Genomic DNA, 14,178 nt, shown 5'->3' with positions numbered 1-14,178 from the left:
CTGATGCTTTCTGAAGCTTTATGCCTGCGGCTCATTATTAAAATTCCTCAACGAAACTGTCATCACCGCTGCCAGCATCATTGCCGAGCGGTTCATTTTGTAATGCGTGCATGGTTGCCCAGGCAAGGTCACCGTGACTGCTACCGCGCTTGCGGTCGGATGCATAGGAGGTTTGCCCCCCCTGAGTGATGAATTTGCGGATCGTCATAAAGCTACTGACGATATCCATCATTCCGGCGTCATATTCAAAGCGGCCTGCACGAATAACCATTTGTGCTTTAAGTACGAGCTGGCGCTTAACCGCTGGGGTATAGAGATGCATTTGAGCCGCCGGGAAAAATTTCACTACGAGTTGATGCACTGCCGCCCCGATGCCGGTGCCATCAATGTCTATGTGCTGGACGTCGTAGATTTTTGTAAGCTGCTCAATAAATTTGGCCTGCTCTTCGAATTCCATTCCTCTTAACTGGTGTCGTTCAATAACGCGGAATTTCCCGCCCGGAACCATAGGCGGAGCCAGTACAGCAAGCCCGGCGCTGTCTCCCTTGTCGCTATTGCCGTTAGGGTCATAGCCAATCCATACTTTCCTGTTACCCAGCGGGCGGGGAGCGTATGGGTTCCAGTCCGGCCAGATACCGCTGTATCCATCAACGCCGCAACCTATCAGGGCGTTGTAATTGAATGCGCGTTCTCCCTGCTTGACGAAAATGCACCGGTACAGGTTGTCAAATTCATCCGGGCTGTTATCGCTCTGTATTTCGTCCAGATCGATAAGGGGGAAACCTTGGTCGATAACATCCTGGACCGTAACAATCTGCCGCCAGATGTTATCTCCACAAAGCCGCCCGTCTTTCAGCGCCTTGTGGCTAAGATCGAGTTCTGCGCGCTCCTTTTTCCCCCGTCCATTGTTAAACAGGTTCCCGCTCCAGAACTCATAGGCTTCATGTTCTTCACTGGATGGCGTGGAAAAATAGGTGCGCCTTAGTCCAACGTGTGTTGCCATGCCTGCTGCGACTTTTCGCAGGTTAAGGAAATTGGCTACCCAGAACGCCTCATCAAAATACAGATCCCCGGTATATGACTGCGCTGTAGCGGCTGACGTGCCCAGAAAATAGAGCGTTGCGCCGTTAGACAGGATGATTTCATCGCCGCCTTTCAACTCAACACCGATGCTGCGTGCCAGAAAGATAATGAATTTTTTGAACTGGAACGCCTGCGCCCTCGAAGCCGAAAGAAATATCTGGTTAGTACCGGTTTCAAGAGCCCTCAGCAGCGCCTCACGCGCAAAGTACCAACTGGCCCCAATCTGACGGGACTTCAGAATGAACCGGTTACGGCGATCCCGCTGTCTGTACCAGCGTTTCTGATGCTCATAAAGCGAGTCGAGTACCAGGGCGCGTAGTTCCGCGATCTGCTCTGCACTGAAGTGATTCTTCGGCGCTTTCTCCTTTTTCTCCTTCTCCTGCTCTTTTCGTTCGTCACGCGCCAGCCTGGCCAGTTGTCGGCCTAACAGGTCAATCGTTTTGAAATCGTGAGCACTCAAATCCTCTTTCTCAATCAGGCGAAGGTAGCGCACATCAGTACGCTCCAGCGCCCGCTGTATAGGCGTCGTCGCATCCCAGGAATCACGGCGGCGCCAGGAATAAATCGTGTTGGCGCTCACCCCGATTCGCTGAGCGATTTGGGGAATGCTGTAAGCCTGCCAGTAAAGGCTTTTGGCTTCTGTTCGGGGATCGGTGACGGTTTTCATGAGCACAGACTATCGCGCCCGCGAGGCCGGGAATATCAGGGGAGATTGTCGCTGGCGTCTGACAATTCCTATGTGTGGCGCGGTTTTGCTGTGGGAATGAATATAGGGGCACAGGGTGAGGACACCACTGATTAACCGGAGTTTGAACGATGCCTAAATCGAAGTTTTTCCGCGTGGCGGTCGAAGGTGCTAAGCGAGCTGATCGAACACGGCGAAATATTCATCCGTGAATTCCTGAACCAGAGTCAGGTTTTCAAGTGGAGGAACCGGCGTGTATTTGTAGCGAATGGTGGCCGCGCCTTCACGCAGGGTTTCCGTCGTGTTGTCGCTCTTGTCATACCAGCAGTTAAAGCCCAGCAGGCGACCGGCAGTAACCAGAGAGGCTCCTTTGCGGTTGATGCCATCCACGATGTCTTTAATCAGCGAAGGCGTCATCGGCTTATCGATGTAGGCAAAATGCGCCTCAGCGATCATGTCTGCGAGGATTTGCGCCGTGCGGGTGTAGCTTTCAAAAACGTAGGTTTCCGCGTCGCAGGTGCGTGATCCCCAGAAGCGGAAGCCGTCGCGCTTAATCAGGGTCGTGATGCCTTTGCTGTTGAGATCGTCAGCGTCGGTATCGGTGCCCTGAAGCGTCCAGTAAATGTCCGCAGACATACCCAGCACGTTAGAGACAGGAACGTTGGACAGTACTTTATGCCAGCCCTGTTCAGCATCAATCTTAGCGCGCAGGCCAACCGCGTAAGCGGGTGAGGGGGCAACCTCGTTAGCGCCGCTCTGGCTGTTATAGGCGATAAAATCCGGATAAATAACCATGATTTCACGTTCACTGAAGGCTTCGCGGTAGGCTTTGGCCTCAGCAATAGTCTTGCAGCCATTGGCGCTGACATAGGCGAATGCCCTCAGCTTCTCAGCGATTACCGCCAGTTGTAACGCCGCCTCTTTCGTGTCCAGTCCTGGAACGGCGAGAACGCGAGGACGCTCCCCCACGCGGGGCTCAGCCGTTAACAGCGCAAAAAGTCCGGTGTAGCGGCCTTCACTGTTGACGCCGCCGATAACGAGCTGGGTTTGGGTGGGTGCCGTTTCACCCTCTTCAGCCACGACTTTTGAGGCATCCGCTACACGGATAACAACCGTCTTCGGGCTCGACTGATCGGAAATGGCTTTCAAAGTAGAATAAAGCGTGCCGGATTTTCCAGCTTTACCGAGATAGTCCCTGACGCGCGTCAGCAATACTGGCGTGTCCAGGGGGAAAGCAACGGCGTCGGCATCATCCGCCACACAGATCACGCCGAGAACGGCGGTATCAATGTCGCGAATTAGCGTGCTCAGGTCAGTGGTTTCCTTGACCTGTGTACCGTGGTGATAATTGTCGCTCATGCTTGTTAGCCTCTGTTTGATGCGTGCAATACATCATCGGGAACGCCGCCCCTCTTTTCACCTTGTGCCGGTTGTCGCTGGCCGCTTACAACACTGGACTGCTGACGCGGAGTCCCCGCGCGGGCGAGGATGCAGGCAGGGGGATTTATGCTGAATTTATTCGATGATGATTTATCACCGCGACCGGCTTACAGGCTGACGGTAAAAGGGGCTGAGCTGACAAGTCTGGATGATCGGTTAATGTCTCTGACACTTACTGATAACCGGGGATTTGAAGCGGATCGGCTTGAGCTGACCATAGATGATACGGACGGTCTGGTTGTTATGCCTTCACGCGGCGCGCAAATATCCGTGGCTATCGGCTGGGCTGATCGTCCGCTCGTTGATAAAGGATTTTTCACGGTCGATGAAATTACCCATCAGGGGCCGCCTGACCGGTTGATTGTGACGGCCCGCAGCGCAGATTTTAGGGACGACTTCAACGTTAAGCGCGAATACAGCTGGCATAACGTCACGGTGGGTGACGTCGTGTCTGCTATTGCAGGGCGTTATGATTTAATTCCGGCTGTGAGCGCTTCACTGAAAGATGTGGGTATCGACCATGCAGACCAGACGAGTGAATCAGATATCAGTTTTCTGACACGCATGGCGGAAATGTTGGGTGCGGTTGCCACCATTAAAAATGGCCGCCTGTTGTTCATTGTGCCGGGGCTGGGTGTGTCACAAAGTGGACGGGTTTTACCCGCGGTGATGATCACAAAAGAAAGCGGTGACGGGCATTCGTTCCGCATTGCGGATAGGGACGCATATACGGGCGTGCAGGCCTACTGGCTTGATCTGAACTTTGGAAAGAAAAAGCCCACGACGGTGAAACGCAGAAAAGTTAAAAAGCCGGTCAATGTCACGCCAGCGTCGAGCAAAAAAGAAGGGGACTATGTGGAAGGGGCAGAGGGAAACGTATTTGTAATGCGTAAAACCTTCAAGACGGAACGGGCGGCGCGGCGTGCCGCTGCGGCAAAATGGTCTGAATTACAGCGGGGCGCTGCTGAATTCAGCATTACCCTGGCACGTGGCCGGGAAGACCTTTACCCGGAGCTGCATGCGAACGTCAGCGGGTTTAAGCCGATGATAGATGCGGCTGATTGGGTAATTAACCGGGTCAACCATACGATAGACGACAACGGTTTTATGACTGGGCTTGATCTGGAAGTGAGGATAACCACATGGGATGCTGATGAAGAAACAAGCGAAACGGAATAGATTTTATATCAGATACGTCTTAAAATGCACCTGAGTTTAATCAGATTGTGGTGAGGTGTTATGTTCACCTGTCCGAAATGTGGTGCCAGCGCGAAAACCCGTACCAGCGTAATGCTCAGCAATGAGGTAAGACGCAGTTATCATCAGTGTAATAATCTTAGTTGTGGTAGTGCTTTTACCACGCTCGATGCAGTGGAGCATTTCCTGAATAACGTTACCCCTGTTGCGGCGCATACAGTGCCAACAGACATTTTCCCGCGGTCAAATTACGGTGAAAATCAGTTAGCCTTATCACTCTGAAATTTAAAGATAAATGACCTCGCCCAGCGGGGTTTTTTTTAATCAGAATTAAAACAAATCAAGTCAGTGCCGATAACTCAAATGTAACTTTTAAATTTATGAAGATGGAGTTTTATATGTCTGGAATGGTTTTTTGTCGTGGTTGCGGGAAAGAAATTCACAGTTCCGCTAAGGCGTGTCCGCATTGTGGAGCAACTCAAGGTTCTGAGGCAGGTCAAAAAAGCAGGATCGCTGCTGCGCTTTTGGCTTTCTTCCTGGGTGGTTTTGGGGTGCATAAATTTTATCTGGGCCGGGTTGGCCAGGGCATTTTGTATCTGATCTTCTGCTGGACGTTCATTCCAGCGATTATCGCCTTTATCGAATTCATCATGTACTTATGTTCATCCGACGAAGATTTTGCCAGAAAATACGGTTAAAACTGCTGAAGGATGTGAAAAACGAAGCCCGCTAAATTAGTGGGCTTTTTTTATGACGTGGTCAATACATGGACATTTCGAGAAATAAATCCTTTTATTTCATTTGGATAGGTGTGATTAATGGACACCATCCCTGTCTTCCCCCGCTATGATGGCGGGGTTTTTTTTGCCTGAAATCCAGTATACTTACGCACTCAACTAAAGGGAGTGCGGCATGGATCAACACTACGCCCGCCTGGTAAACCGGGCTGCGCTGGCGGCTACCACGCTGGCTTCAATACTGCTGCTGGTGAAGATTTTTGCCTGGTGGTATACCGGTTCGGTCAGCCTGTTAGCGGCGCTTGTCGACTCTCTGGTGGATATCGCCGCGTCCCTTACCAACCTCCTGGTGGTGCGATACTCGCTTCAGCCTGCCGATGCAGAGCATACTTTTGGGCATGGCAAGGCGGAGTCGCTTGCCGCGCTGGCTCAGAGCATGTTTATCTCCGGATCAGCGCTGTTTCTGTTCCTGACAGGTTTACAACATCTGGCTACGCCCAATGAAATGCGTGCGCCGCTGGTGGGGATAGTGGTTACGCTGATTGCGCTCTTCTCTACGCTGGCGCTGGTGACTTTTCAGCGATGGGTGGTGAAAAAGACCCGCAGCCTGGCTATTCGCGCCGATATGCTTCATTACCAGTCTGACGTGATCATGAACGGCGCCATTCTGCTGGCGTTAGGCCTGAGCTGGTATGGCTTCAGGCGTGCGGATGCGCTTTTTGCGCTTGGCATTGGCGTCTGGATTTTATACAGCGCGCTGCGGATGGGTTATGAAGCGGTGCAGGCGCTGCTGGACAGAGCGCTGCCCGATGAAGATCGCCAGGTGATTATTGATATAGCCGCTAACTGGCCCGGCGTGCAGGGCGCGCACGACGTGCGTACCCGTCAGTCCGGGCCGACCCGGTTTATTCAGCTACATCTTGAAATGGATGATAATCTTCCGCTTTTTCAGGCACATAAAATGGCCGAAGAAGTAGAGAGAGCGCTGCTGGATCGTTTTCCAGGTTCTGACGTGATTATTCACCAGGATCCCTGCTCGGTGGTGCCAGCGGAGCTGGAAAAGAGTCTTAAGCTATAATTTTCCGGTAAATAAAGAAGTTAGCTGAATCATTAACAGAAACGTGATGGGGTGCAAAAAAAATAGCTGAATGATCGCTGACCTGAATCAATTCAGCCCCCTGGCTTTGATATACTATTGCCATCATTAGTCGTTAAGCTCGCCTTTATGCGTCGACCTTCCACGGCGTCCAGCATTCAACATTCGCATTAACAAGTTCAGAGGTTGTCATGATTAAAAAAATCGGTGTACTGACAAGCGGCGGTGACGCTCCGGGTATGAACGCAGCCATCAGGGGTGTGGTTCGCGCCGCCCTCAGTGAGGGCCTTGAAGTGTGTGGCGTTTATGATGGCTACCTGGGTCTGTACGAAGATCGCATGGCCAACCTGGACCGCTACAGCGTCTCTGACATGATTAACCGCGGCGGCACCTTTCTTGGGTCGGCGCGTTTCCCTGAATTCCGCGAAGAAAGCGTGCGTCAGGTTGCTATCGAGAACATGAAAAAGCGCGGCATTGATGCGCTGGTAGTGATCGGCGGTGACGGCTCCTACATGGGCGCCAAACGCCTGACGGAGATGGGCTTCCCCTGTATCGGCCTGCCGGGCACTATTGATAACGATGTAGCGGGGACGGATTACACCATCGGTTATTTCACGGCGCTCGAAACGGTCGTTGAGGCAATTGACCGCCTGCGTGATACTTCTTCTTCCCACCAGCGTATCTCAATCGTTGAGGTGATGGGGCGCTACTGCGGCGATCTGACTCTGGCCGCAGCCATTGCCGGCGGCTGTGAATTCATCGTATTGCCTGAGATCCCTTATACCCGTGAAGAGCTGGTAGAAGAGATCAAAGCGGGCATCGCCAAGGGCAAAAAGCACGCGATTGTGGCGATTACCGAGCACATTTGCGATATCGATGAGCTGGCAAAGTACATCGAGTCGGAAACCAAACGAGAAACCCGTTCTACCGTTCTGGGGCATATCCAGCGCGGCGGCGCACCGGTGGCCTATGACCGTATTCTGGCTTCCCGCATGGGTGCCTACTCTATTGAGCTGCTGCTACAGGGCTACGGCGGCCGCTGTGTGGGTATTCAGAATGAGAAAATGGTGCACCACGATATTATTGACGCCATTGAAAACATGAAGCGGCCGTTCAAAGGCGACTGGCTGGACACGGCGAAAAAGCTTTACTGATAATAAACAGGGCGCTGAATGACAGCGCCTTTATTTTGTCTCTCTATATACCCAAAGGTTATTAAAGCTATTTTTTAATTCTTTAAACCACGAATCACTTTGTGTCACGCTACTCTCAGCAAAAAACCTTTGGGAGAGTGTGATGAAGAAGTGGAGTGTGGGATTAACCCTGTTACTGGCCTCAACCAGCGTCCTGGCAAAAGATATTCAGCTGCTGAATGTTTCTTACGATCCGACTCGTGAGCTGTATGAACAGTACAACAAAGCCTTCAGCGCGCATTACAAGCAGGAAACCGGGGACAATGTGGTCATCCGCCAGTCGCATGGCGGTTCCGGCAAGCAGGCCACCTCCGTGATCAACGGCATTCGTGCTGATGTCGTCACTCTGGCGCTGGAATCTGACGTTGATGCCATCGCTGAGCGCGGTCGTATCGATAAAAACTGGATCAAGCGGCTGCCCGATAACTCTGCACCCTACACTTCAACCATCGTCTTCCTGGTGCGCAAGGGTAATCCCAAACAGATCCACGACTGGAGCGATCTCATCAAGCCGGGCGTTTCGGTGATCACGCCAAATCCTAAAACTTCTGGCGGAGCACGCTGGAACTATCTGGCGGCATGGGGCTGGGCTCTGGATCATAATAATGGTGACCAGGCTAAAGCACAGGCTTACGTAAAAGCCCTGTTTAAAAATGTGGAAGTGCAGGATTCCGGTGCTCGTGGTGCAACCAACACCTTCGTTGAACGCGGCCTTGGCGATGTGCTGATCGCCTGGGAAAACGAAGCTTATCTGGCAGTTAACAAGCTGGGTAAGGATAAGTTTGATATCGTGACTCCGCAAGAGTCGATCCTTGCTGAACCTACTGTCTCCGTGGTAGATAAAGTGGTGGATGAGCGTGACACCCGTAAAGTGGCCGATGCTTATCTGAAATACCTCTATTCCCCGGAAGGGCAGACTATCGCTGCGCAGAACTATTACCGTCCACGCGATCCGGAGATCGCTAAGAAGTTTTCCAGCACCTTCGCCCCGGTAAAATTATTTACCATCGATAACAAATTCGGTGGCTGGGCAAAAGCACAGAAAACCCACTTTGCCGATGGCGGAACTTACGATCAGGTGATGAAACCAGATTAATTTCTGCAGGGCGGCGCTCAATATTGCCGCCCGCTTTCCCTCTTTTTAAAACTACATTCCTTTCAGACACTCCTTCCCCATGAAAATAAGCTGAAGCGTAAAAAATGGTCACCGCGATTGATTATTTGACATGATCTTCGTCGGGGGTTCGTTTACATTACGGGCAGATAATATCCAGAGGTTTTGATCATGAAGGGGAGATCGCGTGTTCTGATTGCGGTGACGCTGGCGGGAATAGTACTGACGGCAGGTTGTGCTTCTATAGCACTGAATTTTAAACGTAATTCAGATGCGCTCTGGAAAATCGTCAGTCAAAAATGTGTACCTAACCAAAATCAAAACAACGATCCAACGCCTTGTCGCAAAGTAGATTTAAGAAATGGTTTTGTGGTCCTGAAAGATCGCAATGGGCCACTGCAGTTTTTACTGCTGCCGGTCGAAAAAATTAGCGGTATAGAGAGCCCGCTCCTGCTTAATCCTTCCACGCCCAATTTTTTTGCTGAAGCCTGGCGTGCACGTCACTATATGGAAGAGAAACGCGGCGCGCCGATAGCGGACAGCGCGGTGGCTGTGGCTATCAACTCCCAGAGGGGCAGAACGCAAAATCAGCTGCATATTCATATCTCCTGCCTGCGCCCTGATATTCGTCAGCGTCTGGACAGCCTCAGCGCCAGCCTCACTACTCTCTGGCAGTCTGAACAGTTAGGCGAGCATGTTTATCAGGTGCGCGCCGTAACGCGTGACGAAACCAAGAAAATGAGCCCGTTTATCCGTATCGCCAGCGAATTACCCGGCGCCCGTGAAGAGATGTACAAATATGGCATTGCCATTGCTGCGCTACCGGATGGTCGCCGTGCGCTGATGGTGATTAAACGTAATCTGCTGTTGATGAACCTGGGCTCTGCTGAAGAGCTGCAGGATCACACCTGCAGCATCCTGAACGCTTCAGGGGCAACGGACGCTGCCCTTAAGTAAGTGATGAGATTTATGCTTTTCTTGCAGAAACCTCGATAGGTTTGTCGTCCTTATATTTTGCTGTCGCTATCCACGCGGCGCAGAACAACGTCAGGCGGGCAAAAAAGTAGAAGAAAGCCATCAGGCCGAGAACCGATCCGAACGCCGCACCAGAAGGAGATGAGGCGAGTTTGGGAAGCGTCAGGGTCATAATGAATTTAATCACCTCAAAGCCAATAGCGGCCAGCAACGTGCCGCGAAACAGCGCTTTCTTGCGCGGTTTATGACGCGGCAGGATCCAGAATATCCACAAGAACAGCAGATAGTTCGCCAGAATGGAGATGGAAAGCGCAATCAGCGTCATCGCCGGTCTGAGCCATTCAATCCCCTCCAGACCCAGCGCGCGAACGATCGCCTCCTGCGCTGCGCCAGCAATAGAGGTCAGCGACAGCGTCACGATCAGGGCGAGTACCAGCCCCATCAGCGAAATGAAATCACGCGTATATTTAAACCAGATTTTCTCTTTTTCCTGCTTGTTACGTTCCCAGACATCGCGCGACTGCGCCCGAATGGCTTCACGCAGGTTGCCCATCCAGCTGATGCCTGAATAGAGGGCGATAAATAAGCCCGTCAGCCCAACGGTAGTGCGTTGCTGAATTGCGGTGTTGACGGTGTTTTTCAGCGTCGAAGCCAGTGTAGGATCGCTGATATTATTGACGATCTTGTTGATCAGCTCCGTCAAAAGATCCTGGTTAGAGGCGAGCACAAAGCCCACCGCGGCAAAGGAGACCATCAAAATAGGGATCAACGACAGAAACGAAAAATAGGTAATGGCCGCTCCAAACTGGCTGCCAAGACGATCGTTAAAGCGTTCCCCCGCCCGGAGAAAATGCGCTACCGCCGGAATAGCCTGGAACCAGCTCACCAGGCGCGAAATCCGGGTGATCGATTTGTCGACGGTATCATTGCCCGTTTTGATGTTGATCAGAGGTTTTTCTGCATCTTGCTGCTGTTCAGCCGGTTGATTTTCCTTCATGTACCCTTCTTCATGTCCTTCAAATGAATGTACCTGCATGAAATTATAGCCGCCTCGTCAGTCTATGTACTGTTTCATTGCCTGCGTGAGCCATTCCATAAAAACATGGACCCGTCTGGCAAGGTTACGCCGATGGGGATAGATCAGCGAAAGGGGCATCGGTTCAGCACGAAAATGGGGCAAGATTTCGATCAGCTTTTTATCCTTCAGCAAGGTTTTCATGCCTGCCAGCGGAGCCTGAATAATTCCCAACCCGGAGAGGCAGGCTGTGCGATAGGTTTCCGTGTTGTTCACGGTCACGGCGCCGCCAGTTTTAATGAAACGCGTGGTTTTGCCGTCGTAAAACTCAAAACCCGCAGGATGGCTCCCCAATTGCTGGCTGTAGTGCACCATGGCGTGCTGTCCGAGATCTTCCAGCGTCAGGGGCGTGCCAAACCGCTCCAGGTAGTCCGGGCTGGCACAGTTGACCATCGGCAACATCCCCAGCGGTCGGGCCACCAGGCCGGAATCTTCCAGCACGCCACCACGCACAACGCAGTCAAACCCTTCACGCACCACGTCAACGCGCCGGTCGCTGCTGCTTAACTCCAGCTCAATCCCGGGATATTGCTGCAAAAAATTGGGCAGCAGGGGCAGGATAAAATGGCAGGCCAGGCTGACCGAAGTATCCACCCGTAACCGGCCGCTGAGCGTATCGGGATCGTGCTGAAACAGTGAATCCATCTCTTCCAGCGTGGCGAGTACGTCGCGGCAGCGTTCGTAATAGACCAGACCATCCTGGGTGAGCTGAACCCGTCGCGTGGTCCGGTGTAACAGGCGCGTGCCCATACTGTTTTCCAGCGCCTGAAGCTGGCGGGAGAGACTGCCTTTCGGCACGCCCAGGCTTTCCGCTGCGCGGGTAAAGCTCTGGAGTTCAGCAACCCGGACAAATACCTGCATTGCCTGAATTTTATCCATTTATGCGCCCATTGTTGTTCAGGATGAAACAGTGAAGCGTTAGTAAGCTCATTTATAGATCAGAACGCAGGTAATATCCTGTTTTTTGTCCACAGTGAGAGAAACGGAGATAAAAATGAGTGCGAAAATTGCAATTATCACCGGCGGAAGCCGGGGTTTAGGTGAAAATGCTGCCATTAAGCTGGCCGCCCGGGGCATTAACAGCATTTTGACCTATCGTAACAAACAGCAGGAAGCCGAGCAGGTGATCAAGCGTATCGAAGCGCTTGGCGCTCGCGCAGTGGCGCTGCAGCTGGATGTAGCGGACAGCAGCAGCTTTGCCGACTTCGCCGGTCAGGTAAAAGATCTGCTGCAGACTGTCTGGCAGCGTGACACTTTCGACTATTTATTAAACAACGCCGGTACATCATTGCATGCCAGTTTTAATCAGACTAGCGAAGCGCAGTTTGATGAGATGGTGAACGTCCATTTTAAAGGGCCTTTTTTCCTGACGCAGAAGCTGTTGCCGCTGATGATTGATGGTGGCCGGATCCTTAACATTTCAAGCGGTCTGGCCCGCTTCACCCTGCCGGGTTCCGGCGCGTATGCCTCCGTGAAAGGCGCGATGGAAGTGCTGACCCGCTATCAGGCCAAAGAGTTAGGAGAGCGGCGCATCAGCGTGAATATCCTGGCGCCGGGCGCTATCGCCACCGATTTCAGCGGGGGCATGGTGCGCGATAATCCCGAGGTGAATGCTTTTGTGGCTTCGCAAACTGCTCTGGGCCGCGTGGGGCAACCGGACGACATCGGCAATGCAGTTGCCCAGCTGCTCAGCGACGAGAGTGGCTGGATCAACGGCCAGCGTATTGAAGCTTCAGGCGGCATGTTTCTCTGAGGCTCCCGTACAGACGCGTAAAACCTCAGGCTTCCCTCGTGATGAGGGAAGTCCGGGGCTGGTTTAACGGAGGCTGTTTACAGGAGGTCAGGTAGGCCTTACCGCTCTCAGGTAGGCCTTACCGCTCTCAGGTAGGCTGCCTCCCTGTGCGATACAGGCTGAAGTCTGTAATGATGGAGATAAGGGCACGCCATTAGATATTCAGCGTACCGTCGATCACCGTTACCGTCTGCCCACCAATCCAGAGGCCGTCGGCGGCATAGGTCACGCTGAGACGCCCGGCGCGCTGCATTGCAGTACCCTGGCGTACCCGGTAATCCAGCTCCACGCCCTGAGCCTGCAGATAGCGAGCCAGACAGGCATTAGCGCTGCCGGTGACCGGGTCTTCCGTTAACGACCCGTTTTCAACCAGCAGGCCGCGGACTTCATACTGCTCGGCAACGCCGTCGAGAGGCCCAAAAGGCATTACGCCATTCACCTTCGCTTTACGCATCACTCTCTCAAACTCAGTCATGTTGGGCTTAATCGCCAGTACCGCTTCAGCCGACTGCATCGGTACCAGCAGCCAGCGGATCCCCATATCCGCTATCATTACCGGGAGTGCAGACTCTATGGCATCGCAGTTAAGCGCACTGCTTAAAGGCGCATCGGTGAACGGCGTGAGCGTGGCTTCCGGCGCTGAGAAGGCCAGCGCGCCGTCAGGGCCAATCTTTATCGTGACCAGCCCCAACTCGCACTCCTGCACAATCCTGCCAGACTGCTTAAGGCTGATGCCCGCTTCAATCAGCGCATGCGCGCTGCCCAGAGTAGGGTGACCGGCAAAAGGCAGCTCAAGATCTGGCGTGAAAATACGCACACGATAGTCTGCAGCAGGATTCTGGGCAGGCAGAATAAAAGTGGTCTCTGAGAGATGAGTCCAGCGGGCAATCGCCGCCATCTGCTCATCGCTCAGGCCGCTGGCATCCATAATCACCGCCAGCGGATTGCCATTCAGCGGAGAGGAAGTAAATACGTCAACCTGCTTAAACGCACGTAACTGTGTCATCGCGCATCTCCTTTTGGTTATGATGTGTAAAGAGTATCCTGAATCTTTCCGCTGAGTGTAGCGGGGTGTCACACTGTTAAGTCGGGCTGGGGTTGGCCATTGTCAGTCCGGCAGAATATGCGTATTAATAGCCAAAACCTGAACAAATAAGTGAAGGATCTATGCTGAAAATACTGGGACGCGCCTCCTCCATTAATGTCCGAAAAGTGCTCTGGATCTGTGAAGAGCTGAATATCCCGTTTCGCCGTGAAGAGTGGGGCGAGGGGTTTAAGTCTCCGCAGGAGGCTGCCTTCAAAGCGCTGAATCCTAATGCCCTGGTGCCGGTTATCCAGGACGGGGATTTCGTCATGTGGGAATCCAACGCCATTATCCGCTATCTGGCAAACGCCTACGGCGGCGGCTGGCTCTATCCTGAAGAGCCGCGCGCTCGTGCGCCGGTTGATCAGTGGATCGACTGGCAGGCGACCGAGCTGAATACCTCCTGGCGCTACGCCTTTATGGCATTAGTGCGTCACTCGCCGGCGCATCAGGATCCCCGGCTGATTGCCGCGGCCTGTAAAGGCTGGTCTTACACCATGGCCATTCTCAATGCGCAGCTGGAGCGTACCGGCGCCTATGTGGCAGGCAGCGCCTTTTCGCTCGCTGATATCCCGGTGGGACTCTCCGTTAACCGCTGGTTTGAGACGCCGCTGGAGCACCCTGCATTTCCTGCCGTGCGGGCCTATTACGAGCGGCTGACCGAACGCAAAGGGTATGCCACCTGGGGCCGAAACGGCACGCCTTAA

The 14,178-nt window shown here is 53.0% G+C and carries 14 protein-coding genes; 9 read left to right on the top strand and 5 right to left on the bottom strand.

The window, feature by feature from the left end; all coding sequences use genetic code 11:
• Window positions 1-37 precede the first annotated feature (37 nt).
• Together Q3V30_RS20730 and Q3V30_RS20725 are read right to left on the bottom strand one after the other, a co-directional pair.
• On the bottom strand, window positions 38-1,750 hold the full coding sequence (locus tag Q3V30_RS20730) for a terminase large subunit domain-containing protein (RefSeq protein WP_306209031.1): 1,713 nt from the start codon (window positions 1,748-1,750) through the stop codon (window positions 38-40).
• A gap of 189 nt (window positions 1,751-1,939) precedes the next feature.
• Window positions 1,940-3,127 (bottom strand): phage tail sheath subtilisin-like domain-containing protein, encoded by a 1,188-nt coding sequence (locus Q3V30_RS20725; RefSeq protein WP_306209029.1) that lies wholly within the window; start codon window positions 3,125-3,127, stop codon window positions 1,940-1,942.
• A gap of 147 nt (window positions 3,128-3,274) precedes the next feature.
• On the opposite strand from Q3V30_RS20725, the gene Q3V30_RS20720 reads away from it, so the two are divergent.
• From Q3V30_RS20720 to Q3V30_RS20690, 7 genes are all read left to right on the top strand, one after another.
• Entirely contained in the window at window positions 3,275-4,387 is a 1,113-nt protein-coding gene (locus Q3V30_RS20720; protein WP_306209027.1) for a phage late control D family protein, read from the top strand.
• Between the two features lie 60 nt (window positions 4,388-4,447).
• On the top strand, window positions 4,448-4,687 hold the full coding sequence (locus tag Q3V30_RS20715) for an ogr/Delta-like zinc finger family protein (RefSeq protein ID WP_306209025.1): 240 nt from the start codon (window positions 4,448-4,450) through the stop codon (window positions 4,685-4,687).
• 116 nt (window positions 4,688-4,803) lie between these two features.
• Window positions 4,804-5,103: a TM2 domain-containing protein gene (locus Q3V30_RS20710; protein WP_306209023.1), complete on the top strand. Its 300-nt coding sequence runs from the start codon at window positions 4,804-4,806 to the stop codon at window positions 5,101-5,103.
• Between the two features lie 214 nt (window positions 5,104-5,317).
• Entirely contained in the window at window positions 5,318-6,220 is a 903-nt protein-coding gene (fieF, locus tag Q3V30_RS20705; protein WP_306209021.1) for a CDF family cation-efflux transporter FieF, read from the top strand.
• A 209-nt stretch (window positions 6,221-6,429) separates the two neighbouring features.
• Window positions 6,430-7,392, top strand: coding sequence for a 6-phosphofructokinase (gene pfkA, locus Q3V30_RS20700; RefSeq protein ID WP_306209019.1), 963 nt, complete (start codon window positions 6,430-6,432; stop codon window positions 7,390-7,392).
• A 142-nt stretch (window positions 7,393-7,534) separates the two neighbouring features.
• Window positions 7,535-8,527, top strand: coding sequence for a sulfate ABC transporter substrate-binding protein (locus tag Q3V30_RS20695; protein ID WP_306209016.1), 993 nt, complete (start codon window positions 7,535-7,537; stop codon window positions 8,525-8,527).
• A gap of 189 nt (window positions 8,528-8,716) precedes the next feature.
• A complete protein-coding gene (locus tag Q3V30_RS20690) occupies window positions 8,717-9,502 on the top strand; it encodes a CDP-diacylglycerol diphosphatase (RefSeq protein ID WP_306209013.1) in 786 nt (261 codons plus the stop codon).
• A 10-nt stretch (window positions 9,503-9,512) separates the two neighbouring features.
• Here Q3V30_RS20690 and yhjD read toward each other — a convergent pair whose 3' ends face one another.
• Both yhjD and Q3V30_RS20680 read right to left on the bottom strand, forming a co-directional pair.
• Window positions 9,513-10,517 (bottom strand): inner membrane protein YhjD, encoded by a 1,005-nt coding sequence (gene yhjD, locus Q3V30_RS20685; protein WP_306209011.1) that lies wholly within the window; start codon window positions 10,515-10,517, stop codon window positions 9,513-9,515.
• Window positions 10,518-10,574: 57 nt separating this feature from the next.
• Window positions 10,575-11,474 (bottom strand): LysR family transcriptional regulator, encoded by a 900-nt coding sequence (locus Q3V30_RS20680; protein ID WP_306209009.1) that lies wholly within the window; start codon window positions 11,472-11,474, stop codon window positions 10,575-10,577.
• 115 nt (window positions 11,475-11,589) lie between these two features.
• Between Q3V30_RS20680 and Q3V30_RS20675 the strand changes: the two genes are divergently transcribed.
• Window positions 11,590-12,348 carry an SDR family NAD(P)-dependent oxidoreductase gene (locus tag Q3V30_RS20675; RefSeq protein WP_306209007.1) on the top strand — a complete coding sequence of 253 codons (759 nt, stop codon included), beginning with the start codon at window positions 11,590-11,592 and terminating at the stop codon, window positions 12,346-12,348.
• Between the two features lie 193 nt (window positions 12,349-12,541).
• Here Q3V30_RS20675 and Q3V30_RS20670 read toward each other — a convergent pair whose 3' ends face one another.
• Window positions 12,542-13,393 carry a PhzF family phenazine biosynthesis protein gene (locus tag Q3V30_RS20670; RefSeq protein WP_306209005.1) on the bottom strand — a complete coding sequence of 284 codons (852 nt, stop codon included), beginning with the start codon at window positions 13,391-13,393 and terminating at the stop codon, window positions 12,542-12,544.
• Between the two features lie 161 nt (window positions 13,394-13,554).
• On the opposite strand from Q3V30_RS20670, the gene Q3V30_RS20665 reads away from it, so the two are divergent.
• Complete coding sequence (locus Q3V30_RS20665) at window positions 13,555-14,178, top strand: glutathione S-transferase family protein (protein WP_306209004.1); 624 nt, start codon at window positions 13,555-13,557, stop codon at window positions 14,176-14,178.

The sequence above is a fragment of the Erwinia pyri genome, assembly GCF_030758455.1.
GTDB classification, from domain to species: Bacteria; Pseudomonadota; Gammaproteobacteria; order Enterobacterales; family Enterobacteriaceae; genus Erwinia; species Erwinia pyri.
This window is presented reverse-complemented; position numbering and strand designations above follow the sequence as displayed.

Coding starts and splice junctions, on each gene's coding strand:
- Q3V30_RS20710 (WP_306209023.1), top strand. CDS start 4,804: ATGTCTGGAATGGTTTTTTGTCGTGGTTGCGGGAAAGAAATTCACAGT.
- pfkA (WP_306209019.1), top strand. CDS start 6,430: ATGATTAAAAAAATCGGTGTACTGACAAGCGGCGGTGACGCTCCGGGT.
- Q3V30_RS20695 (WP_306209016.1), top strand. CDS start 7,535: ATGAAGAAGTGGAGTGTGGGATTAACCCTGTTACTGGCCTCAACCAGC.
- Q3V30_RS20720 (WP_306209027.1), top strand. CDS start 3,275: ATGCTGAATTTATTCGATGATGATTTATCACCGCGACCGGCTTACAGG.
- Q3V30_RS20715 (WP_306209025.1), top strand. CDS start 4,448: ATGTTCACCTGTCCGAAATGTGGTGCCAGCGCGAAAACCCGTACCAGC.
- Q3V30_RS20665 (WP_306209004.1), top strand. CDS start 13,555: ATGCTGAAAATACTGGGACGCGCCTCCTCCATTAATGTCCGAAAAGTG.
- fieF (WP_306209021.1), top strand. CDS start 5,318: ATGGATCAACACTACGCCCGCCTGGTAAACCGGGCTGCGCTGGCGGCT.
- Q3V30_RS20680 (WP_306209009.1), bottom strand. CDS start 11,474: ATGGATAAAATTCAGGCAATGCAGGTATTTGTCCGGGTTGCTGAACTC.
- Q3V30_RS20730 (WP_306209031.1), bottom strand. CDS start 1,750: ATGAAAACCGTCACCGATCCCCGAACAGAAGCCAAAAGCCTTTACTGG.
- yhjD (WP_306209011.1), bottom strand. CDS start 10,517: ATGAAGGAAAATCAACCGGCTGAACAGCAGCAAGATGCAGAAAAACCT.
- Q3V30_RS20675 (WP_306209007.1), top strand. CDS start 11,590: ATGAGTGCGAAAATTGCAATTATCACCGGCGGAAGCCGGGGTTTAGGT.
- Q3V30_RS20725 (WP_306209029.1), bottom strand. CDS start 3,127: ATGAGCGACAATTATCACCACGGTACACAGGTCAAGGAAACCACTGAC.
- Q3V30_RS20690 (WP_306209013.1), top strand. CDS start 8,717: ATGAAGGGGAGATCGCGTGTTCTGATTGCGGTGACGCTGGCGGGAATA.
- Q3V30_RS20670 (WP_306209005.1), bottom strand. CDS start 13,393: ATGACACAGTTACGTGCGTTTAAGCAGGTTGACGTATTTACTTCCTCT.